The organism is Corynebacterium sp. LaCa_23, from assembly GCF_058182375.1.
Window position 1 is genome coordinate 2,144,693 of record NZ_CP190825.1, and the last position, 19,302, is coordinate 2,163,994.

Consider the following 19,302-nt stretch of genomic DNA (forward strand, 5'->3'; position numbering starts at 1 on the left):
TGGGATACCACCCCCTTAATTCACCCGCACTGCAAGAATTTGCGTGAACCGTGACATACTGTTCAGGCCTGTGATACACAACACCCCACCTTCGACACGCATGGAGACACAGCCATGAACTCTCTCATCCTTGTCATCATCGGCGTGGCGATGATGCTGGCCGGCTACCTGCTCTATTCCAAGTTCCTGGGCAAGAGCATCTTCCGGTTATCTGAGAACTACACCACCCCGGCGCACCGCCTCAAAGACGGCGTGGATTATGTTCCCACCAATAAATACGTGCTGTGGGGCCACCACTTCACCTCAGTGGCGGGTGCGGCACCGATTATCGGCCCGGCAGTAGCCGTCATTTGGGGCTGGCTCCCGGCATTCCTGTGGGTCACATTCGGCACCGTTTTCATCGCCGGCATGCACGACCTCGGTGCGCTATGGGCCTCGCAAAGGCACAAGGGTCAGTCGATTGGTACGTTGTCGGGGCGCTACATCGGCAAGCGCGGGCGCAACCTCTTCCTCATTGTGATCTTCTTGCTGCTGCTCATGGTCAATGCCGCCTTCGCCGTGGTCATTTCAAACCTGCTCATCTCCACGCCCTCGGCGGTCATCCCCACGTGGGGTGCCATTGCCGTTGCCCTACTTATCGGCCAGGCCATCTACCGCCTGAACTGGAACCTGCCGCTAGTGTCCCTCGTGGGCGTGATGGCGCTGTATTCGCTGATGGTCCTGGGTGACCGCTTCCCGGTCGTGCTGCCGGAGACGGTCCTGGGCATTCCCGCCAACGGCGTGTGGATCATCTTGCTATTTATCTACGCCTTCATCGCTTCGCTGCTGCCGGTGTGGGTGCTGCTCCAGCCGCGCGATTACATCAATGGCCTGCAGCTTTTCGTCGGTCTTATCATTTTGTACGGCTCCTTCCTCATCACCCGTCCGGAGCTCGCCGCCCCTGCCGTGCGCGAGAACGTTCCTGACGGGACCCCAGGCATTTTCCCGCTGCTTTTTGTCACCATCGCCTGCGGCGCCATCTCTGGTTTCCACGGCATCGTGGCCTCGGGTACCTCGTCGAAGCAGATTGATAAGGAAACCGACGTTCGCTTCGTGGGTTACTTCGGCGCGGTGGGCGAGGGCCTGCTGGCGCTCGGCACCATCATCGCCACTACCGCCGGCTTTAAGACCCTGGCGAATTGGGAGGAAATCTACGCCGAGTGGAACGCCGGCGGCGTCAACGCCTTCGTGCAGGGCGGCGGCGCGCTGATGAACGAGGGCCTGGGCATTCCCACCTCGCTGTCTGCCACCATCCTGGCGACGATGGCCGTGCTCTTCGCCGCCACCACCATGGACTCCGGCGTGCGCCTGCAGCGCATCGTGGTCCAGGAGATTGGCGAGATCATGGGCATCCGCATCACGGCGCTGGTTTCCACCATCATCGCGGTGGGCCTGGCCTTCGGCCTGACCTTCTCGGCGGGTGCGGACGGCTCCGGCGGTATGACCATCTGGCCGCTCTTTGGTACCACCAACCAGCTCATGGCCAGCCTATCCTTGGCCATCGTCGTGGTCATCCTCACCCACCTGCGCCGGCCTACCCTGCCGGTTATCATCCCGCTCATCTTCGTCACCATCATGTCGCTGTGGGCAGCGCTGCTACAGCTCAAATCGCTGCTTGCGGATCAGAACTGGCTGCTCTTCGGCATGGACGTCGTCATCGTCATCGCCTCCATCTGGGTCATCGTGGAGTCGATCGGCGCCATCTCCAACGCGCGCAAGGAACCGCCGCTGGAGTGGACCGATGACGATGCCGACGCTCCCCTTCCCCAGCATGCTCGACAAGCTTAAGGCCTTCGGCGCGGGGCTCAACGAGTTCTACCAGGCCCCGTACCGCGCCGTCTTTGCCAAGGCCCAGCAGCAAGAAGATGACCTATTTATGATGCTGGTGGCCTCGGAGGCGCTCGGCATCCCCAACCCCGCCAGCTACTACACGCTGGAGCTATTGCCGCTGGTCTACGAAGATTTCCACGCCTGGCACACGCGCATGGGCATGGATAAATCACCCCTGGAGAATATTCAATGCTGCTAGAAACCGCGCCCATCATGTTCTTTGGCGGCAAGGGCGGCGTGGGCAAGACCACCCTCGCCACCGCCACGGCCCTGTCCCTTTCCCAGGACCAAAACGTGCTCTTGGTCTCCACGGATCCGGCGCACAACCTGGGGCATATCTTTGATGCCACGCTTTCCGATGCCCCCTCTCACCTCACCCCATCCCTCTCCGCCATCGAGCTCGATCCTGCCCGGGCTACCGAGGAACACCTCGCGACCGTGGGCGCCTCGATGCGCCGGTTCATGCCGGAGCACTTGCACGGCGAGGTAACAAAGCACCTAGATTTGGCCCGGCAATCCCCCGGCACGCAGGAGGCGGCGCTCTTGGAGCGCATGGCCACCTTGGTCGCTAACGCGGACGAGTATGACTACCTCATCTTCGATACCGCCCCGTCCGGTCACACCTCCCGGCTGATGGCCCTGCCGGAAATCATGGCGGCCTATACCGATGGGCTGCTTGCCCGGCGCGAGAAATCCGATAAATTCGGCTCGCTGGTGCGCGGGATGTCCGCGGAGTCCGGTGCCGATAACGATCCGGTGGACCGGCGCAATCAGGAAATCCGAGCCACGCTCTTCCAGCGCCGCGAGCGCTTCGAGCACCTGCGCGCTGCGCTGACCTCAGAGCGCACCGTGTTCCATATCGTGCTCACCGCCGAGCGCCTGCCCGTCTTGGAGTCTTCCGAGTTCCACGCGGATCTCACCGGCAATGGCGTGCGGGTGGGCTCCATGCTGGTCAACCGCCGCACGCCTGCGGACCAAGGCGAGTTCTTGGCCTCCCGCCGCGCCGCCGAGGACGAGGCCCTAGCGCTCTTGCACGATAAGCTTCCCGATACCCCGGTTCACGAGATCCCCTGGCTCCCAGAAGAGGTGGGAAGCCCCGAAGCCGTGGCGCGGCTGGCGGAGCATCTATAGCGGTTTGTAGCGATCTCTAACGGCCATCCAGTACCCAGCGGCCCCGAGTGAGATCGCAATCTGCTAAAACAGAGAATATGACTTTGCTCACCAATGACTTCCTGTCCCAATTGCGCGAGGAGGCTGCGGCAGACTCCCAGCTGCGCATCGCGCGCAATGCCATTACCAGCGTAGGGGTGGCCAAGGCGGCCCTTGACCGTGACCGCATTACCGCCCTCTACCCCACCACCAAGGTCAAGCTCGATAGCCTCGGGGTCAGCGATCAGATGCGCTCCGGCCGCTGCTGGATGTTTGCCGCGCTCAACGTGTTCCGCCACCGCGCGGCCAAGGAGCTCAATATCGATGACTTTGAGTTTTCCTTTACCTACCTGCAGTACTTCGACAAACTAGAGCGCGCCAACTTCGTGCTCAACCAACTGCTGGATCTCACCGAAGACGGCACCGACTGGGATGACCGCGACGTGGCTACTTCCCTCGAGCTCACAGGCGATGACGGCGGCTGGTGGTCATTTTTCACCAACCTCGTGGACAAGTACGGTGCCGTACCGGCCGAGGTCATGCCTGAGGTGCACTCGTCCGGCCACACCGACCAGATGAACCGCGATATCGCCACCATCATCCGCCGCGCCGCGCACCGTGCGGTGGAAGGCGAGGGGGATCGCGGGGGCATTATCAAGCAAGCCCGCACCGATATCCAACGCGTGCTCGCCATTCACCTGGGCACCCCGCCCGAGGAATTCACGTGGAGCTACCGCACCAAGGACGATCAATTCTTCCGCGTGCACTCCACCCCGCGCGAGTTTGCGGATAAGTACCTGCCAAAGTTGGACGAGTACGTCGTGCTTGCCGATGACCCCCGTAGCACCAACGATAAGCACCGCCTCTACACCAGCGCCGGCGTGAACAACGTCGCTGGTGGGCAGACCGCCGGCTACCTCAACGTGGATGTGGACGAGCTGCGCGCCGCCGCACGCGCCAGCATCGAGGCCGGCGAACCGGTGTGGTTTAGCTGCGATGTCGACCGCCAGTTCTCCTTCCAGAACGCGGTGTGGGACGAAGGCCTCGTCGATACCGATGGCCTCTACGGCATCGATTCCACCATGAGCAAGGAGGAGCGCTTTACCTCCGGCGAATCTGCGCCCACCCACGCGATGGCGCTGACCGGTATCGATGGTGCACCCCGGGCATGGCGCGTGGAGAACTCCTGGGGCACCAAGCCGCCGCGCAAGGACGACGCCGATGAGGTACCCGGCAAGGGCTTTGCCACGATGTCGGATGAATGGTTCGGCGAAAACGTCTTCCACATCGTCGTGCGCAAGGAATTCCTCACTTCCGCGCAGCAACAAGCGCTAGAGACCGAGCCCATCGAGCTTCCCTTCTGGGACCGGATGAACTAAGGAGCATCGAGAAATGAATGAGATCAATCCACAGGAAGTTCACACCACCAACGCCACCCTCACCAGCGAGCCGGCCATCAGGGCGGCGCGGAATGCGGTGGCGCAGGAGGGCATCGATAAGCTGAGCGTCGACCGCGATCTCGTGCGCGAACTCACCACGGCGACCAGCCACAAGCTCGATAAGTGGGGCGCGGCAAACCAGAAGGCTTCTGGCCGCTGCTGGATTTTTGCGGGCCTGAATTCCCTGCGCGGCGGCATCATGGACCGCACCAATACCAAGGATTTCGAGCTTTCGCAGACCTACCTGTACTTCTACGACAAGCTGGAAAAAGCCAATTGGTTCCTCACTGCGGTAGACGAGCTCAAGGACCGCGAAATTACGGACCGCACCTTGACCAAGCTCATGGATGACCCCATTGGCGATGGCGGCCAGTGGTCCATGTTCGTCTCGCTGGTGGAAAAGTACGGCGTGGTGCCCAAGTACGCCATGCCGGAGACCGCGTCCTCCGAGGCCAGCGCCATGCTCAACCGCAACCTGCAGACCGTCCTGCGCCGCGCCGCCCACCAGATCCGCGTGGGCAAGTCTGGGGCGCAGGAGCAGGCGCTTGCCGATGTCTACCGCATCCTCACCGCCAACCTCGGCCTCCCGCCCACAGATTTCCAGTGGCAGTACCGCGATAAGGACGATAACTTCCACCGCGAGGGCACTTTTACCCCGCAGGACTTCGCCCGCGAGTACCTCCCGAAGGATCTGGGCGAGTACGTCTGCGTGGTCAATGACCCGCGCAATAACTACGGCGAGCTCTACACCGTGGACTACTTGGGCAACGTCGCCGGTGAAAAGGTCACCTACCTCAACGCCCCGGTTGAGGTATTGCGCGATGCCACCCGCTCTGCCATCGAGGATGGCCAGCCCGTCTGGTTCGGCTGCGATACCGGCCAGCAATCCGATGCCGATAGCGGCGTCTGGGCCAAGCGCCTGCACGATTATGAGGGGCTGTATGGGGTGGAAATGGGCATCGAGAAGCCGGACCGCCTCCGCCTCCACGAGTCCCTGATGACGCACGCGATGGTCTTTACCGGCGCGGATATCGCCGAGGGCGGCGACGTCACCCGCTGGCGCGTGGAGAATTCCTGGGGCACCGAGAAGGGTGACAAGGGCTTTTGGACCATGGCCGATGACTGGTTTGACGAGTACGTCTTCGAAATCGCCGTCCACCCGTCCCGCCTGCCTGAGCAATACCAAGAGGCGCTCAAGTCCGCCGAAATCACCACCCTGCCGGCGTGGGATCCGATGGGCGCACTGGCGAATTAGCACGGCGCGGGTGGCGCGGGGAGAACCCGCGCCACGAAAGGCGGCGTTCATTTGCGTGGCGTGACGCTCCGTTCGTTTGCGTAGCGTGAAGCTGCGCTCATTTGCGTGGCGTGACGCGGTAGTCTCACGCCACGTGGCGCACGTACAGCATGCAGGTAAGGTCGCGGTCCTTATCGATGGAGATTTCCTTCTCCCCCACCCGCTCAAAACCGCGGGAATCGTAGAACTGATAGGTGCAGCCATCGTCGGTGTAGAGATAAATATCCTTGCCGGGGTGGCGCTCCTCAAAGGCCTCAAGGAGCGCGGTGCCCACGCCCTTTACACCCGAGTTTGGGTCCGCGACGAGGAAGCCGATTTCGCCGTCCACGGTGTTTTCGGCCAGGTAGCTGACCAACATATCCTCGTTTGCGGCATCGTAGTCCTCGCGGTGGCCGCCAGGGCGCAGGCTATTGAAGAGATCTACGGCCTTGACATAGGCCTTGCGCCACCACGGATACGGCAGCGCTGGTTCGCCTTTAATCGATGCCAAAATCACGCCGAGGAAACGCCCGTCATCGGCATAGGCGGCCAAGATATCGGTGGCCTGGGCGCGCTCTAGATCCCAAAAGTAGCGGCCATAGGCACGCTCGAAGCGTGGATTCTTCACAAACCAGTGCAGGTGCATGCCTTCGATGGCAAACTCAATCGCCTTGGGTTCATCGCGCGGGTCAAGGTCGCGGATGTGAATTTCGGTCATTAGTCCTCCGGGGATTGGTTTTGTTCGCGCTGCCTTTCGCGCTCGAGCTCGGCCTTAGCCTCGTGCTCTTCAATATTAGTGAATCCAATCCCCAGCGGCAGGCCAACGTTGTCAATTAATCGAACTCCGCCAATGGTGGCCGCAACCAGCAGGCGGGCATCGCCCTCCGCAGGTGGCTTGCCCAGATCGCGGCCGCGCACTTCTAGGTATTCCGGTTCAACGCCGGCGGCTTCGAGGACACCTGCGGCAACCTCCCGGACCTTGTTCGCGCCCGCTTCGGCCGCATGTGCACCAGCGGTAAGCGCGGCGGACAGGGCGGCTACGTCCTCGCGCTTATCTTCGGGCACGCGCGTATTGCGCAGGCTCATCACCACGCCATCGGGCATGCGCACGGCGGGAACGCCCTGCACGCGAACCCCAAGGTGCAAGTCCTGCACCGCGTGGTGAATGGCCAAAAGCAGCTCGTAGTCCTTCTCCCCGATGAGGACATCGGTGGGCGACAGCGCCATCATCAGCGTGAGATAAAGGGTGAGCTCGCCGGATAAGTCTGGTTCTAAGCTTGTGGGCTCAGGTGTAGTCGCGGGAGCGTCTTGATCTGCTGGGAACCCTGGGACGTCGCGTTCAACCGCGACGCTGCGAGCCGCGATATTAATCCGGCGGCCATGGGGCCAAAGTTTTTCGGGAGTGTAATCCCAGATGACGTCCACGCCCTCGGCGCGCAGGAGTTCTACATCTTCGGCGCGGGGTTCTTGGAGGGCCACGACGGTCACCGCGCCGCGGATGCGGCGGGCCGCGCGCACCAGGGCGATGTGCCCGGCATGCACGCCGGTGGTCAGCGGCACGAAGGCTACGGGACGACCGGTCTTGCGCAGGGCGCTTCCCACCATGCGGATGCGGTCGACCTCGCTGATAACGGTGGCTTGTCCCATCTTCAAGCTCATCGCGATTCCTCCTGCAGGGCCCACATTTCTAATTCGGTGCGATCTTCTACTTCACCCAAGCGCCGAGCGGTTTCTAAGTAATGGCGGCGCATTCCGGGATCCGTGGCGCCGCGATAGGCCGCGATGATGTCCTCTGTATCGATGTCGAATTCAGACGGTGGGATCTCATCAAACTCGGCAAAGAAATTGGCTTCTACGGCCGCTGCTAGGTGCAAGCGGCTGAGCATTTCTATGTAGTAGGAGCGGGCGGCAAAGGCGGGACGTTCGGCATCGGAAAGCGGCACTGCCTGCCCCCGGAATTCGGTCACTACGAAGTCAGCGATGTTTTCGCCCAGCTCATCCAGCGTGGATACGGCCCAGCGCCCGCCCGCCATGGGTGCTATGGCCGCCACGATGCAACCGTGTGTCTCCAGCGGATCGAGGCCTTGCACGCCCCGCGATAGGCAGGTGTGGAAAGCGATGAGCCCCTTGTGCACGTGGTCCTGGACTAGCTCGACGGCAGCGTCCAGCCGTGCCTCACCCACGGCCAGAATCAGCGCCTGGAAGGAGCCAAGTTCGGCCGGATCATTGAGCATCTCCACGGTGTGGCCGGCACGCTCCATGGCATTGGCCAGGGAGATCCCGGCGAGGCTGCGTCCGAAAAGGGCAACACGCATGCGCGGTGGACGCATTTATTTATCCTTCTTCATCTGTGCCAAAAGCTCCGAAACGGACACGGAACCATCGCGCTGTTCATCGCTGCGGCGGCGACCGCGGGTCTGCTGCTGGCGGCGCGATGCCGTGTGCTTCTGCTCGGCGGCCACGTGGTGGCCCGAACCCTTGTACTCCTCGCGCGCATCCTTGCCAGTGGTCTGCTGCGGGATATTCTGGGTCACCGCATCGGAAGCGGGCTCAGCTGCGGTGTCATCTTCCGGCTTGCGGTGGCTGCCGCGGGAACCAGAGTGTGCCGCGCTATCGATACCCGCGTGCTGGGAGCCGTGGCGCTTGATATCGGAGTCTCCGCCTGAATCCCAGCGCACGGCCTGGAAGCTGCCGGTATCGAAGGAAACGTCCTTCGGTTCCTTCGCACCCGCGGCCTCGCTGGACGCGGCGGGCTTGGGGGCATCGGCAAGCGGCTCGGCGGTCCGGCCGGTGCTGCGCTGGGCGCGGGTGTTTTCGCTGATGATGTCATTGAGCGGGTTGGAGTCCGCGTGCGCACTAGTTGGCTGATTGCCCAGGCGGCCGGCGATGGCATCGGCAGAAGGCGCGCCGGTAGAAGCCTGCTCGAAATCGATCTCTTCTTCCCGGTGATGGGATGCCGCGGCGGTCTGTGCCTCCAGCTCCATGATGCGGCGCGCCTCAGCGTGCAGCGCGGCGGGCTCGTAGGTGAACTCGTGGCCGGACAAATCCTCGATCTGCTTGCGGATAGAGGCGAGCTCGGTGCGGATCTCATCGAGGATCTGCTGGTCCGGCAGCTCCTTGCCCTCGGCCGCGCGGGCCTGCTTGAGCTCCGCGCGGTGGGCGCGCTCCTGCAGCTCCAGCTTGGTCACGGATTCCTCGGCCTGGCGGCGGTAGCGCATCACCAAGAAAAAGCCCACCACCGCGGCCCACAGGGCGGCAATCAGCGCAATCTTGAGCGCCGCTGCCGAGCCGGAAATGAGCATGACGATGCTGGCGATAACGGCCAAGATGACGAGGGCGATAATCCCAATTTGTCCCAAATCCGGCGAGGACGACGAGTTTTTGGAAGAAGAGCGCGGCTGAGTCATGCTCCCTAATGTACCGCTTGAAGCCCGTCCGGTGGCGGCGGGGTCTCGCAGTGTCGCTCCAATCGCAGGCCAGCCGCGGACATGGTGATGCCGCCCACCGCAGAAGCCAGCACGCCCGCCAGATCATCGGAAGCGGCGACAAGGGTGCCCGCATTCGGGATCACATACACCGCCACCCCGGCATAGAGCCCGCCGACGATCGCACCCGTCCACGCCGAGGCCTTGCCCACCAGCATGAACTGCGCGATGGTCATGGGATTAAGCTGCGAATTATCCAGCCCGATGCCGTGATCCTCATCGGTGGCCTTATCCACCTTCCAGGTAAGCCCCAGGCACACCACCACCATGAGCCATAGCGTGGCAGAGACCGTGACTGGGATGGACATCATGGAGCCATAAAAGCGCGTGGTGAGGATGGCGGCCGCGGCTGCCATGAATACCCCAACACCGATAAGCGCACCGAGCGAGGTTCGTTTCATAACTCCTCCATCAGGCCCAGGCGGTGGATATCTGCGGTTTCCTGCGGGTTCAACGCAGCAACCAGCGCGGAGACATCCTGTCCCTTCAATTTAGCAGCCGCATCGGCGGCTAACCAGGGGATAAGCACGAATGCGCGCTCGTGGGCATAGGGGTGTGGGACGGTAAGTTCCGCATCGGCGGAGCTATATCCTTCAATATCGACGATGTCCACGTCCAGGGTGCGCGGGCCCCAGTGGCGCACGCGCACGCGCTCTGCCGCTTCTTCCAGCTTCTGGCCGCGCTGCAACAGCTCCACCGGGCTCTCCTCGACGTCCACGATGAGCACCGCATTCAAGAACTCATCCTGGTCCGTCACTCCCCACGGCGGGGTGGCATACACGGGTGAGGCCGCCACGATGTCCTCGCGGAATTCCGTAAACACCGTCCGCAAAAGCTCTACGCGGTCATCCATATTGGAGCCGATGGATAGTACCGCGCGCATTACTTGCTCCCAGGGTTCGTGCCGGGGTGCTGAGCATCGGTTCCCCGCGCCTTAGCCTGGTCAATACCTGCTTGCGAGGCGGACCGTGAGGCACCGGTGCGCGCGTGTTTGCGAGAGCGGCGGGCGACGACGGCGACATCGGCAAAAGTGCGCGGGATCGGCGCCTTCGGCTTGTGCACGGTCACTTCCACCGCGTGCAGATCTGCAAAGGATTCCATGATGGTATCGGCTACCTCGCTGGCCACGGTCTCGATGAGGTCGCGGGAGGGGCCTTCGACGATATCGGCGGCGATACCGGCAAGCTCTGCGTAATTGATGGTCTTAGTCAGATCATCGTGAGCTGCGGCCTCTGCAAACTCGGACCAGCAGGTGATATCGACGATGAAGGGCTGGCCGGTGCGCTTTTCCTCCTCGAAGACGCCGTGGTAGCCAAAGCACTCAAGGCCGGTTAATTCGATGCGATCTGCCATGGTTAATTCCTTTCCGTACCCATCGCGGTGGAGGTCACTGTGCCCGCGCCGGTGGCGGCATTGCGGTAGCTGCCGGTGGCATTGGCGCCGCCGACATAGGACTCGCCGGCGTTCCACGCGGCGGCCACGTCGACGGCATCGCGGGATACGCCCACCTCGTGCACACGCACGCCCCACGCGCCCATCTGGGCGGAGATGGCGGTCACGGCGGCGGTGGCGGGATCGGCAAGCAGCGGGCTGGCCTCTACCCCGCGGTCTTCCCGGATGGCGGCGAGGAAGCGCTTGCGCGAGGCGCCCACCAGGATGGGGAACTCGCCGTCCAGGAACTCGGGCAGGGCCTTAAGCAGCGCCCAGTTATCTTGCGGGCTCTTGGCAAAGCCGAGGCCCGGGTCCAGCACGATATTATCCTTTTTCACGCCCGCATCCAGGGCATTTTGACTCAGGCGGGCGAGGGTCTCGTGGACGTCGCGGACCACGTCGCCGCCGTGATCCGCCGTGCCCGCCGCGGATCCGAACGCGCCTTTCTGCAGCGTACGCCAGTGCATGAGGCAGACGGGCACGCCGGCATCGGCCATGGCGGCATACATCTCGGGGTCAGCAAGCCCGCCGGAGACATCGTTAATCATGTCCACCCCGGCCGCGGCCGCAGCGGTGGCGACCGAGGCGCGCATCGTATCCACCGAGGTGCGAATGCCCTGATCGTGCAGCGCCTGGATGACCGGAACCACGCGGTCGGCCTCTTCCTGCGCCTCCACGCGCACCGCGCCCGGGCGGGTGGATTCGCCGCCCACATCGATCATGTCCGCACCCTGTTCCACCAGTTCACGGGCATGAGTGGTGGCGGCGTCAAAGTCGAGCCACCACCCGCCATCGGAAAAGGAATCCTTCGTAACATTCACGATGCCCATCACCAGCGTGCGCTTCGCGATGGTCAATTCTCCAACTGAGGAAGCCGGGTGCACTGCGTTCTCCTTCTCGCTCGACAAACTCGACTGCGTACGCGCTACGTACGAATGAAGCTGAGCACTTCCGCGCGCGAGGCCGCGTTATTTTTGAACCCGCCGCGCACCGCGGAGGTCGTCGTGGTCGCGCCCGGCTTGCGGATGCCCCGCATGGCCATGCACAAGTGCTCGCACTCGATGACGACGATGACGGATTGGGCCTCGAGGACATCCACGAGGGCATCGGCAATCTGCTGGGTCAGGCGCTCCTGGACCTGCGGGCGCTTGGCGTACATATCCGCCAGGCGAGCCAGCTTGCTCAGCCCGGTGACGTGCCCGTCCTTGCCGGGGATATAGCCAATATGCGCCACCCCATAAAACGGCACGAGGTGGTGCTCGCAGGTGGAATAAATCGGGATATCGCGCACCAAGACCAGTTCCTGGTGGTCCTCCGCGAAGGTCTTGTGCAGCACCTCCGTCGGGTCCTCGTGCAGGCCGGCGAATACCTCCCGGTAAGCGCGGGCCACGCGTGCCGGGGTCTCGCGCAGGCCTTCGCGGTCGGGGTCCTCGCCCACGGCAAGGAGCAACTCGCGGACGGCCGCCTCCGCTCGCTCGTGGTCATACGGCGCGCGGGCGGGCACCTGCTGGGGATCAGTGTGATTTTCAGACATGCACGTACTTCTTACTTTTCGTCATCGCGCGGCTTTTCCGCATCGCGCGCGTAGGGATTATCGCGGCGGGAAGACTCATTCCACCCTGGGGTGAACCATTGGCTGGTTTCTCCCTCTGGCTTGTGGTGCTTGCCCCTGCTTTCCGGTGCTGAATCCGTTCGCCCTTCCCCACCGTCGCGGTCCCCGCGGTCGTTGTGGTCGGCGCGGTCGTGGTCGCCGTGGTTCTCGCGGTCGTTCCGGTCGGCGTGGTCGCTCCGATTCTCGCGGTCCGCGCCGCGGCCATCGCTACCGGTGCCGTGGCCGCTGCGGTTCTCGGAATCGCTGCCGCCGCCGTGCAGCTCGCGCACTGTTTCGGGGTTCACGTAGTCGCCGGCGTGCTGGCCAAAGTTAAAGCCAACCTCGCCCTTGAGCTCTTCGCCGGCGAGGCGGCGCTCGCGGGCGGCCCGGGAGGCATCGAGAAGCGTCATGCGTTTGGGAAGTTCCTCGCCGCGCTCCTTGGCCAGCTCGACCGGGGTCTTGACCGGCGCGTAACCGATCTGGCGCGGGAAACGATCGTCTTCGCCGGGGAAGACATCGTAGGCATCGCGCGGCACGATGCCGTCAAAGATGCTCTCCAAGTCCGGTCGGCGCAGGGTCTCCTTCTCCAGGAGGGCCTCAGCCAGCTTATCCAAGAACTCGCGGTTGGTGCGCAGGATGTCGTAGGCCTGCTCGTGCGCGCGCTCGAGGAGATAGCGCATCTGCTCGTCGATCTTGGCGGCAACGTCATCCGAGTAATCGATGGAGCCGCCGCCCCCGCCCATGTGGCTGAACGGATCGCCTTGCTCCTGGCCGTACTTGACGGTGCCCAGGTCGGGCGAAAAGCCGTATTCGGTCAGCATCGCGCGGGCGATCTTGGTGGCGTTCTCAATATCGGAGGACGCGCCCGTGGTGGGAGCACCGAAGACCAATTCCTCGGCGGCGCGGCCACCCATGGCAAAGACCAAGCGGGAAAACAGCTCATCGCGGGTGTACATGCCCTTGTCGTCTTCCTGCGAGGTCATGGCGTGACCACCGGTGCGACCGCGGGCCAAGATGGTGACCTTGTACACGCGCTCGATGTCCTTGAGTGCCCACGCGGACAAGGTGTGGCCGCCCTCGTGGTAGGCAGTGACCTTCTTCTCGTGCTCGGAGATGATCTTGCCCTGGCGTCGTGGCCCGCCCACCACGCGGTCGGTGGCCTCTTCCAGCGCGTCGTAAGTAATGACGTTGCCGCCGATGCGGGCAGTGAGAAGCGCGGCCTCGTTAAGCACATTGGCAAGGTCCGCACCGGACATGCCGGCGGTGCGCTTGGCCAGCTGCGCCACATCGACCTCTTCTGCCAAGGGCTTGTCCTTGGCGTGCACGCGCAGGATCTGCTCGCGGCCGGCCAGATCCGGGTTGGTGACCGGAATCTGGCGGTCGAAACGGCCCGGGCGCAGCAATGCGGGGTCCAAAATATCGGGACGGTTGGTGGCCGCGATGAGGATCACGCCCTCGCGGTCGCCGAAGCCGTCCATCTCCACCAGCAGCTGGTTCAGGGTCTGCTCGCGCTCATCGTGCCCGCCGCCGGTACCGGAACCGCGCTGGCGGCCCACGGCGTCGATCTCGTCCACGAAGATGATGCACGGGCTGTGCTCCTTGGCCTGCTTGAACAGGTCACGCACGCGGGAGGCACCGACACCGACGAACATCTCCACGAAGTCCGAACCGGAGATGGAATAAAACGGCACGCCGGCCTCGCCCGCAACGGCGCGGGCCAACAAGGTCTTACCGGTACCCGGAGGGCCATAAAGCAGCACGCCACGCGGAATCTTAGCGCCCAAGTCGTGGTAGCGCGTCGGATCCTCCAGGAAGTCCTTGATTTCCTGCAGCTCATCCACGGCCTCATCGGCGCCGGCAACATCCTCGAAGGTATTGGTCGGCATGTCCTTGGTCAGTTCCTTGGCCTTGGAGCCGCCGATGCCGAACATGCCGCCAGCACCCTGCTGCATGCGGGACATGAGCCAGAACAGCAGGCCGAAGAGGATGATCATCGGCAGCAGGAAGCTGAGCATAGAGCCCAAGAAGGATTCCTGGGTGACGTTGGTCTCGTACTTCTCCGCACCCGAATCCTTGACCGCGTCAAAGACCTGCTCGGAGGCGCGCGCGGGGTACTGAGACACGATCTCTTCAACGCCCTCGCGCTCTTCTACCGTGATTTCATCCTTGAGCTTGATGCGCAGGCGCTGCTCGCGGTCATCAATTTCTACCTCGTCAACGTTTTTATCCTGCAGCTGTTTTAAGGCCACGGAGGTATCCGCGTCCACGTATCCGCGGGTCTCGTTGCTAAAGAACGTAAAGGCGTACAGCGCTACGAGGATCAGCGCCGCAATGCCGCCGTAGCGAAGGAGTTTATTGTTTTTCATTACTGCGCGATTTTAGTTGGTGGTATAGACATCAGGGTGAAGGGTGCCCACAAAGGGCAGGTCGCGGTAGCGTTCCGCGTAGTCAAGGCCATAACCAATGACGAATTCATTGGGGATATCAAAGCCCACATCGAGCAGATCGATCTGCGCCTTTACCACTTCCGGCTTGCGCAACAAGGTCACCACGTTGAGCGACTTCGGGTTGCGCCCCCGCAGGTTGCGAATGAGCCAGGATAGCGTCAGGCCCGAGTCGATGATGTCTTCCACAATGACCACATCGCGCCCGGCGATATCCCGGTCCAAGTCCTTCAAGATGCGCACCACCCCAGAAGAAGACGTGGAGGCGCCGTACGAGGAGACGGCCATAAACTCCAGCTCCGAGGGGATGGATAGCTTGCGCGCGAAGTCCGTCAGGAAAAAGGCCGCACCCTTTAATACGCAGACCAAAAGCAGGTCTTGCTCGGCGTCGGCATATTTCTCAGATACCGCATCCGCCAGCTGCTGGACGCGGTCTTTAATTTCCTCTTCCGTGATGAGGATTGCTTCTACATCGTCTCCGTAGCGGTTTGCGGGGACGGCGAAGTCTTTCTTGTCGTGCACGTGTGCGCTCCTTTAATGACCAGACAATAGTGCCAGTTTGCCACCTATACGTGCTACTTCCAACCTCTGCCCCGCCTGCCGCGCCGAACTCACAGCCACCGGCCCTTGTCCGTGCCAGTTGGTACACAGCTTGCCGATGCCTCCAACCCCCTCCCTCGTCACCTTCACTCCCTGCTCGATGAGCCAGGCCGCAATAGCGCGCCGGCGTCGCGGCTCCGGCAGCGCGGCCAATTCCGCACAGTCCGCGGTGGCCGGCGTGGCGAGGTATTCTTCATCGCGCGCGGTATCCATCGCCGCCTGCGCCAGCGCCGGTACCGCATCACCGCCGATGACCCGCGACAACTCTGGGATGATCTCCCGTCGCAGCGCTACCCGCCGAAAATCCGTATCCGCATTCTGCGGGTCTTGCCACACCTCTAACCCCAGCTCCGCGCACGCGCCCACCGTATCGGCACGCCGCACCTGCAGAAATGGCCGCACGATCCGCGCGCCTTCCACCACTGCTCGTTCCGGCATGCCGGCCACCCGGCCGCGCAGGGCGCCAAGGAGGAGCGTTTCCGCCTGGTCATCGGCCGTATGCGCCACGGCAATCTCCAACGACCTTCCTCCTCTGCGCGAAGCTCCGTCTTCGTGCGCGGCTGCGGACATCGCTTGGTAGCGCGCTTGCCTAGCCACTGCTTCCAGCGAATTCCCCGCTTCCTCCGGCACCCGTACCACGAGCACCCGTGCCCGCGCGCCCAAGCTCTCTGCTTGCCAAGCGGCCTTCTCAGCCTGCTCACGCGAACCATCCTGCAATCCGTGGTCGACGCATAGCGCGATCACGTCGTGGCCCTCCGCGATCATCGCCGCGCACAGCGCCAAGGAATCCGCGCCGCCGGATAGCCCCACCGCCACGGTGCGATCCATCCGTGCCGCGCGGACCGCGCGCCGGCAGGCCAAAAAATGCGGCGAAAACCGCGGCCAAAACGGCATAACTCCAGGCTGTGGGCTCATTTAAAACTCGTGCAGCGCCGCGGCGAGGTCATCTTGGGCCGCGCGCGCCGCCATAATCTCGCCATCATTGACCAAGAACGCAAAGGAATACACGCGCCCGGATTGGCCTTGCGCGGTGCCCGCCAGTGCGGATACGCCGGTCAACGTGCCGGTCTTTGCCCGGACAAACCCGCGCGCCGCGGACTCCCCGTAGCGCTCGTGCAGCGTGCCGTCGCCACCGGCCACCGGCAAATACGCCGCCAAGGGGCGCAGCTGCGGTTCCTCGACCGCGCCGTTGACAATCTCCGCCAGCACGCTCGCGCTCAACCGATTATCTACCGAAAGGCCCGAGTTGTCCTTGATATCCACGCCGCTGACATCGAACCCGTGCTCACGGAGCACGTCCAGCGTGGCTTGGGTGTCGGCCTGGAAGCTGGGCTGTTTGCCGCGGGCATCGGCAAGCTCGCGGGCAATTGCCTCCGCCATGACGTTATCGGAATGCCGCACCATCTCCAGCGCGCGCTCGCTCAAGGGAGCCGACTCGACGCTGGCCAGCTCCTCCGCGCCTTCCGTCACCGTGCCGGGGGCGAATTTATCCGTGCCCAGGCGCTTGGCCAGCTCGCCCGCGACGTCGAGGGCCGGGGTGTGGCTGCGCGGGACATCGCCCTCCGTAGCGCCAATGCGCCCGCCGTAGAGCATGGCCGGTTCCATGGGCGCGACGAAGCCCTCATCCACGTTCTCCGGATCCCAGCCCGGCGCCTGCGGCTCGCCCGCCCACGCGGAGGTATCGATGTACACGCCCGCCACCTGGGTGCCGGTCTTTTTAATCTGTTCCGCCAGCTCATCGAGCTGCTCGTTGGTCATCCAGACATCGCCAGCCGCCTTGATGACCACGTTGTTCGGGTCCTTGCCGCGGTAGACCTTGGTGGTAATCCGCTTCGACTCATCCAGGGCCAGCGTTGCCGCGGCGGTGGTGAGCACCTTCGTCGAGGAAGCCGGGGTCAGCGCCTTATCCGCATCGCTCTCCCACACCACCGAGCCGGTCTCACTGTCGATGACCTGCCCGCCAAAGGTGGCCAAATCCTCGTTCTTGCCCAGCTCATCCAGCTTCGCGCTGAGCGCCGCAAAGTCCACATCCTGCGCCGTTGCCGGCTGCAGGGGATTTTCCGGGGCCTGGACCGTTTCGGCCTCGCCATGCGAAAGATCGCCGTACTCGCGCTGGATGGTAACCCCCAGCGCAGCCATGCCCCCGACCGCCGCCGTGACCACCAGCGCGGTTACTGACCACCAAACCTTCTTAGCTTTCATCGCCACCAACCCTAGCGCGGATGGGCGACGCGCTAGACTATTGACGGTAATTAACACCCAATCCCATATGGAGGACATCGCTGTGAGCGTTGAAGTAACCATTGAAATCCCAAAGGGCTCCCGCAATAAGTACGAGGTGGACCACGAGTCCGGCAAGGTCTACCTGGACCGCTACCTGTTCACCCCAATGGCCTACCCCGCCGACTACGGCTTCATCGACCACACGCTTGGCGAAGACGGCGATCCCCTCGATGCCCTCGTCATCCTCCCCGAGCCCGTTTTCCCCGGTGTCATCGTTGAAGCCCGCATCGTCGGCGTGTTCAAGATGACCGATGAGGCCGGCGGCGATGACAAGCTGCTCGCCGTCATCGATGACCCGCGCTGGGAGCGCTACCAGGACATCGACGATGTGGAACAGCACATCAAGGACGAAATCGAGCATTTCTTCGTCCACTACAAGGACCTCGAGCCCAACAAGGAAGTTTCCGGTTCCGGCTGGGGCGACAAGGCTGAGGCCGAGAAGATTCTGGAAGAGGCCAAGGCTCGCCTGAAGTAGGCTGCGGGGTTTGCGGGGGCTTCGGGGGCTCTTAGGGCTCGGTCCGCGCTTTTGCGGGGCCGAGCCCGGCGTTTTAGGGCCATGAAGTCTGTTTTGAGGCCCAACTGATGCGTTTTTGCAAATAGGCCGCGGAAACCGCGGGGTTTGAGGCCGCTATTTGTTAAAACGCATCAAGATCGCATCGAGATCGCTTCAAGATCGCATCGAGAACGCATCAAACAAGCGCCCAACCGCGCCACACAACCTTCGTTTCGGGGGATCGAGGGGTACGAATGGAAATTTTTCGGGGGAAAAGTGCCGCTCAGCAAGCGGTACGCCACGGCGCCGTCCGGATCGCGAACGGCTTCTGCCTGTCAGAGGAGCCGACGCCAAACCAGCTCGCGCGCATCATGAGCGAGGAGTGGCCGGATTGCGCGCTCGACGGTTACTCAGCCGCGCTCAAGCACGTCGAAAAGCCGCTGCGCTTTCCGTTGGAGTTCCTGCGCAGCTCATCGCTGCCGTCGAGTAAGTATTTCACCTCCCGCCGCGCCCGGCCGAAGGGCGCGTTGACCTGGGATGGCGTCACCGTGTGCAATCCACTGCAGGCAGTCGAGGCGATGCCGGAGGATGATGCGGTCGCCTTCCTCGAGGACTTTTATTCCGGCAAGGACGGGGTCAGCCGCCTGGAGCTGAATAAGCTGGACTACCAGCGGTTTCCGCGGCCGGTAAAGCGCGCCTTGGACAGAGCGATCATCGGCACGGATAGCGTGCCGGAGCGCCAGTTAACCCGCGCCCTTGCGCCGCATTTCGCGGTCCAGAACAATATAAAAATAGGCCCCTACCACTGGGATCTGGTGCTTAAGGAGCACAAGATTGCCATCGAGGTCGATGGCTACGCCTACCACCGGGGCGAAAATCGCCGCCAATTTGAGTTGGACAGGCACAAGCTTAACGATGCCGTCCATCGCGGCTGGAAGCCCCTCCACTTCACCGCGACGACGATTGACCACTACCCGGATTTCGTGGTGCAGCAGGTAATGGCCACGGCAAAGAATAAGCGACCCTTTGCGCGTCCTCCCTGGCAGTGGCACCGCTTGTGGCGGCATGAAAGCGCGCGGCGCTAAAGCTTAGCCCCACGCTAGGGCAAGAATCGACGAAACAGCTGACCAGCGCAAAGCTCGGAACAGGCGCAGCCGGGCCAGAGTGCGGGTCAGCCGGGCCAGAGTCTGGGCCAGGGCCAAGGCCAAAGCCCCAGAACCACAGCCCAGCACGCCCGAGGAAACC

At 63.1% G+C, this 19,302-nt stretch carries 19 protein-coding genes and 1 pseudogene; 7 read left to right on the plus strand and 13 right to left on the minus strand.

The window, feature by feature from the left end:
• Positions 1 to 114 precede the first annotated feature (114 nt).
• The 5 genes from ACP8IT_RS10245 (at position 115) to ACP8IT_RS10265 (ending at position 5,712) form a co-directional block, all read left to right on the plus strand.
• Complete coding sequence (locus ACP8IT_RS10245) at positions 115 to 1,827, plus strand: carbon starvation CstA family protein (RefSeq protein WP_490290036.1); 1,713 nt, start codon at positions 115 to 117, stop codon at positions 1,825 to 1,827.
• On the plus strand, positions 1,811 to 2,068 hold the full coding sequence (locus ACP8IT_RS10250; RefSeq protein WP_023029243.1) for a cory-CC-star protein: 258 nt from the start codon (positions 1,811 to 1,813) through the stop codon (positions 2,066 to 2,068). Before ACP8IT_RS10245 ends, ACP8IT_RS10250 begins: the two co-directional genes overlap by 17 nt.
• Positions 2,059 to 3,000, plus strand: coding sequence for an ArsA family ATPase (locus ACP8IT_RS10255; protein WP_490290037.1), 942 nt, complete (start codon positions 2,059 to 2,061; stop codon positions 2,998 to 3,000). The genes ACP8IT_RS10250 and ACP8IT_RS10255 overlap by 10 nt, the downstream gene beginning before the upstream one ends.
• A gap of 77 nt (positions 3,001 to 3,077) precedes the next feature.
• Entirely contained in the window at positions 3,078 to 4,397 is a 1,320-nt protein-coding gene (locus tag ACP8IT_RS10260) for a C1 family peptidase (protein ID WP_490290038.1), read from the plus strand.
• A 13-nt stretch (positions 4,398 to 4,410) separates the two neighbouring features.
• Positions 4,411 to 5,712, plus strand: a complete 1,302-nt coding sequence (locus ACP8IT_RS10265; protein WP_490290039.1) for a C1 family peptidase — start codon at positions 4,411 to 4,413, stop codon at positions 5,710 to 5,712.
• A gap of 124 nt (positions 5,713 to 5,836) precedes the next feature.
• Here ACP8IT_RS10265 and ACP8IT_RS10270 read toward each other — a convergent pair whose 3' ends face one another.
• The 13 genes and pseudogenes from ACP8IT_RS10270 to dacB form a co-directional block, all read right to left on the minus strand.
• Positions 5,837 to 6,448, minus strand: a complete 612-nt coding sequence (locus ACP8IT_RS10270; protein WP_023017985.1) for a GNAT family N-acetyltransferase — start codon at positions 6,446 to 6,448, stop codon at positions 5,837 to 5,839.
• Entirely contained in the window at positions 6,448 to 7,389 is a 942-nt protein-coding gene (locus ACP8IT_RS10275; RefSeq protein WP_490290040.1) for a pantoate--beta-alanine ligase, read from the minus strand. Before ACP8IT_RS10275 ends, ACP8IT_RS10270 begins: the two co-directional genes overlap by 1 nt.
• Positions 7,386 to 8,060, minus strand: coding sequence for a Rossmann-fold NAD(P)-binding domain-containing protein (locus ACP8IT_RS10280; protein WP_023017987.1), 675 nt, complete (start codon positions 8,058 to 8,060; stop codon positions 7,386 to 7,388). Before ACP8IT_RS10280 ends, ACP8IT_RS10275 begins: the two co-directional genes overlap by 4 nt.
• Positions 8,061 to 9,137, minus strand: a complete 1,077-nt coding sequence (locus ACP8IT_RS10285) for a DUF6779 domain-containing protein (protein WP_490290041.1) — start codon at positions 9,135 to 9,137, stop codon at positions 8,061 to 8,063. It lies immediately after the preceding gene.
• Positions 9,138 to 9,142: 5 nt separating this feature from the next.
• Positions 9,143 to 9,616 (minus strand): DUF3180 domain-containing protein, encoded by a 474-nt coding sequence (locus ACP8IT_RS10290; RefSeq protein WP_481971723.1) that lies wholly within the window; start codon positions 9,614 to 9,616, stop codon positions 9,143 to 9,145.
• The gene (gene folK / locus ACP8IT_RS10295) at positions 9,613 to 10,098 is read right to left on the minus strand and encodes a 2-amino-4-hydroxy-6-hydroxymethyldihydropteridine diphosphokinase (protein WP_481971722.1); all 486 of its coding nucleotides are present in this window, start codon (positions 10,096 to 10,098) and stop codon (positions 9,613 to 9,615) included. The genes ACP8IT_RS10290 and folK overlap by 4 nt, the downstream gene beginning before the upstream one ends.
• A 95-nt stretch (positions 10,099 to 10,193) precedes the next feature.
• Positions 10,194 to 10,568: pseudogene (gene folB / locus ACP8IT_RS10300) on the minus strand (dihydroneopterin aldolase); the annotation flags it as partial.
• 2 nt (positions 10,569 to 10,570) lie between these two features.
• Positions 10,571 to 11,476 carry a dihydropteroate synthase gene (folP, locus tag ACP8IT_RS10305; RefSeq protein WP_490290607.1) on the minus strand — a complete coding sequence of 302 codons (906 nt, stop codon included), beginning with the start codon at positions 11,474 to 11,476 and terminating at the stop codon, positions 10,571 to 10,573.
• Positions 11,477 to 11,571: 95 nt separating this feature from the next.
• Positions 11,572 to 12,180 carry a GTP cyclohydrolase I FolE gene (folE, locus tag ACP8IT_RS10310; protein WP_490290042.1) on the minus strand — a complete coding sequence of 203 codons (609 nt, stop codon included), beginning with the start codon at positions 12,178 to 12,180 and terminating at the stop codon, positions 11,572 to 11,574.
• A gap of 11 nt (positions 12,181 to 12,191) precedes the next feature.
• Positions 12,192 to 14,603, minus strand: a complete 2,412-nt coding sequence (gene ftsH / locus ACP8IT_RS10315) for an ATP-dependent zinc metalloprotease FtsH (RefSeq protein WP_490290043.1) — start codon at positions 14,601 to 14,603, stop codon at positions 12,192 to 12,194.
• A gap of 12 nt (positions 14,604 to 14,615) precedes the next feature.
• The gene (gene hpt / locus ACP8IT_RS10320) at positions 14,616 to 15,203 is read right to left on the minus strand and encodes a hypoxanthine phosphoribosyltransferase (RefSeq protein ID WP_005279498.1); all 588 of its coding nucleotides are present in this window, start codon (positions 15,201 to 15,203) and stop codon (positions 14,616 to 14,618) included.
• A gap of 12 nt (positions 15,204 to 15,215) precedes the next feature.
• Complete coding sequence (tilS, locus tag ACP8IT_RS10325; protein WP_490298655.1) at positions 15,216 to 16,196, minus strand: tRNA lysidine(34) synthetase TilS; 981 nt, start codon at positions 16,194 to 16,196, stop codon at positions 15,216 to 15,218.
• Positions 16,197 to 17,483 (minus strand): D-alanyl-D-alanine carboxypeptidase/D-alanyl-D-alanine endopeptidase, encoded by a 1,287-nt coding sequence (gene dacB / locus ACP8IT_RS10330; RefSeq protein ID WP_490290045.1) that lies wholly within the window; start codon positions 17,481 to 17,483, stop codon positions 16,197 to 16,199.
• Between the two features lie 82 nt (positions 17,484 to 17,565).
• Here dacB and ACP8IT_RS10335 point away from each other — a divergent pair, with 82 nt between their 5' ends.
• Positions 17,566 to 18,039: an inorganic diphosphatase gene (locus tag ACP8IT_RS10335; RefSeq protein WP_035108560.1), complete on the plus strand. Its 474-nt coding sequence runs from the start codon at positions 17,566 to 17,568 to the stop codon at positions 18,037 to 18,039.
• Positions 18,040 to 18,311: 272 nt separating this feature from the next.
• A complete protein-coding gene (locus ACP8IT_RS10340; protein WP_284896540.1) occupies positions 18,312 to 19,142 on the plus strand; it encodes a PDDEXK family nuclease in 831 nt (276 codons plus the stop codon).
• Positions 19,143 to 19,302: the final 160 nt, after the last annotated feature.

Excerpts from the sequence above, each read along its gene's own strand:
- ACP8IT_RS10250 (WP_023029243.1), top strand. The coding sequence starts at position 1,811 with ATGCTCGACAAGCTTAAGGCCTTCGGCGCGGGGCTCAACGAGTTCTAC.
- ACP8IT_RS10340 (WP_284896540.1), top strand. The coding sequence starts at position 18,312 with ATGGAAATTTTTCGGGGGAAAAGTGCCGCTCAGCAAGCGGTACGCCAC.
- folE (WP_490290042.1), bottom strand. The coding sequence starts at position 12,180 with ATGTCTGAAAATCACACTGATCCCCAGCAGGTGCCCGCCCGCGCGCCG.
- tilS (WP_490298655.1), bottom strand. The coding sequence starts at position 16,196 with ATGAGCCCACAGCCTGGAGTTATGCCGTTTTGGCCGCGGTTTTCGCCG.
- ACP8IT_RS10290 (WP_481971723.1), bottom strand. The coding sequence starts at position 9,616 with ATGAAACGAACCTCGCTCGGTGCGCTTATCGGTGTTGGGGTATTCATG.
- ACP8IT_RS10270 (WP_023017985.1), bottom strand. The coding sequence starts at position 6,448 with ATGACCGAAATTCACATCCGCGACCTTGACCCGCGCGATGAACCCAAG.
- ftsH (WP_490290043.1), bottom strand. The coding sequence starts at position 14,603 with ATGAAAAACAATAAACTCCTTCGCTACGGCGGCATTGCGGCGCTGATC.
- ACP8IT_RS10265 (WP_490290039.1), top strand. The coding sequence starts at position 4,411 with ATGAATGAGATCAATCCACAGGAAGTTCACACCACCAACGCCACCCTC.
- folP (WP_490290607.1), bottom strand. The coding sequence starts at position 11,476 with ATGGGCATCGTGAATGTTACGAAGGATTCCTTTTCCGATGGCGGGTGG.
- dacB (WP_490290045.1), bottom strand. The coding sequence starts at position 17,483 with ATGAAAGCTAAGAAGGTTTGGTGGTCAGTAACCGCGCTGGTGGTCACG.
- ACP8IT_RS10260 (WP_490290038.1), top strand. The coding sequence starts at position 3,078 with ATGACTTTGCTCACCAATGACTTCCTGTCCCAATTGCGCGAGGAGGCT.
- ACP8IT_RS10280 (WP_023017987.1), bottom strand. The coding sequence starts at position 8,060 with ATGCGTCCACCGCGCATGCGTGTTGCCCTTTTCGGACGCAGCCTCGCC.
- folK (WP_481971722.1), bottom strand. The coding sequence starts at position 10,098 with ATGCGCGCGGTACTATCCATCGGCTCCAATATGGATGACCGCGTAGAG.
- ACP8IT_RS10285 (WP_490290041.1), bottom strand. The coding sequence starts at position 9,137 with ATGACTCAGCCGCGCTCTTCTTCCAAAAACTCGTCGTCCTCGCCGGAT.
- ACP8IT_RS10255 (WP_490290037.1), top strand. The coding sequence starts at position 2,059 with ATGCTGCTAGAAACCGCGCCCATCATGTTCTTTGGCGGCAAGGGCGGC.
- ACP8IT_RS10275 (WP_490290040.1), bottom strand. The coding sequence starts at position 7,389 with ATGAGCTTGAAGATGGGACAAGCCACCGTTATCAGCGAGGTCGACCGC.
- ACP8IT_RS10245 (WP_490290036.1), top strand. The coding sequence starts at position 115 with ATGAACTCTCTCATCCTTGTCATCATCGGCGTGGCGATGATGCTGGCC.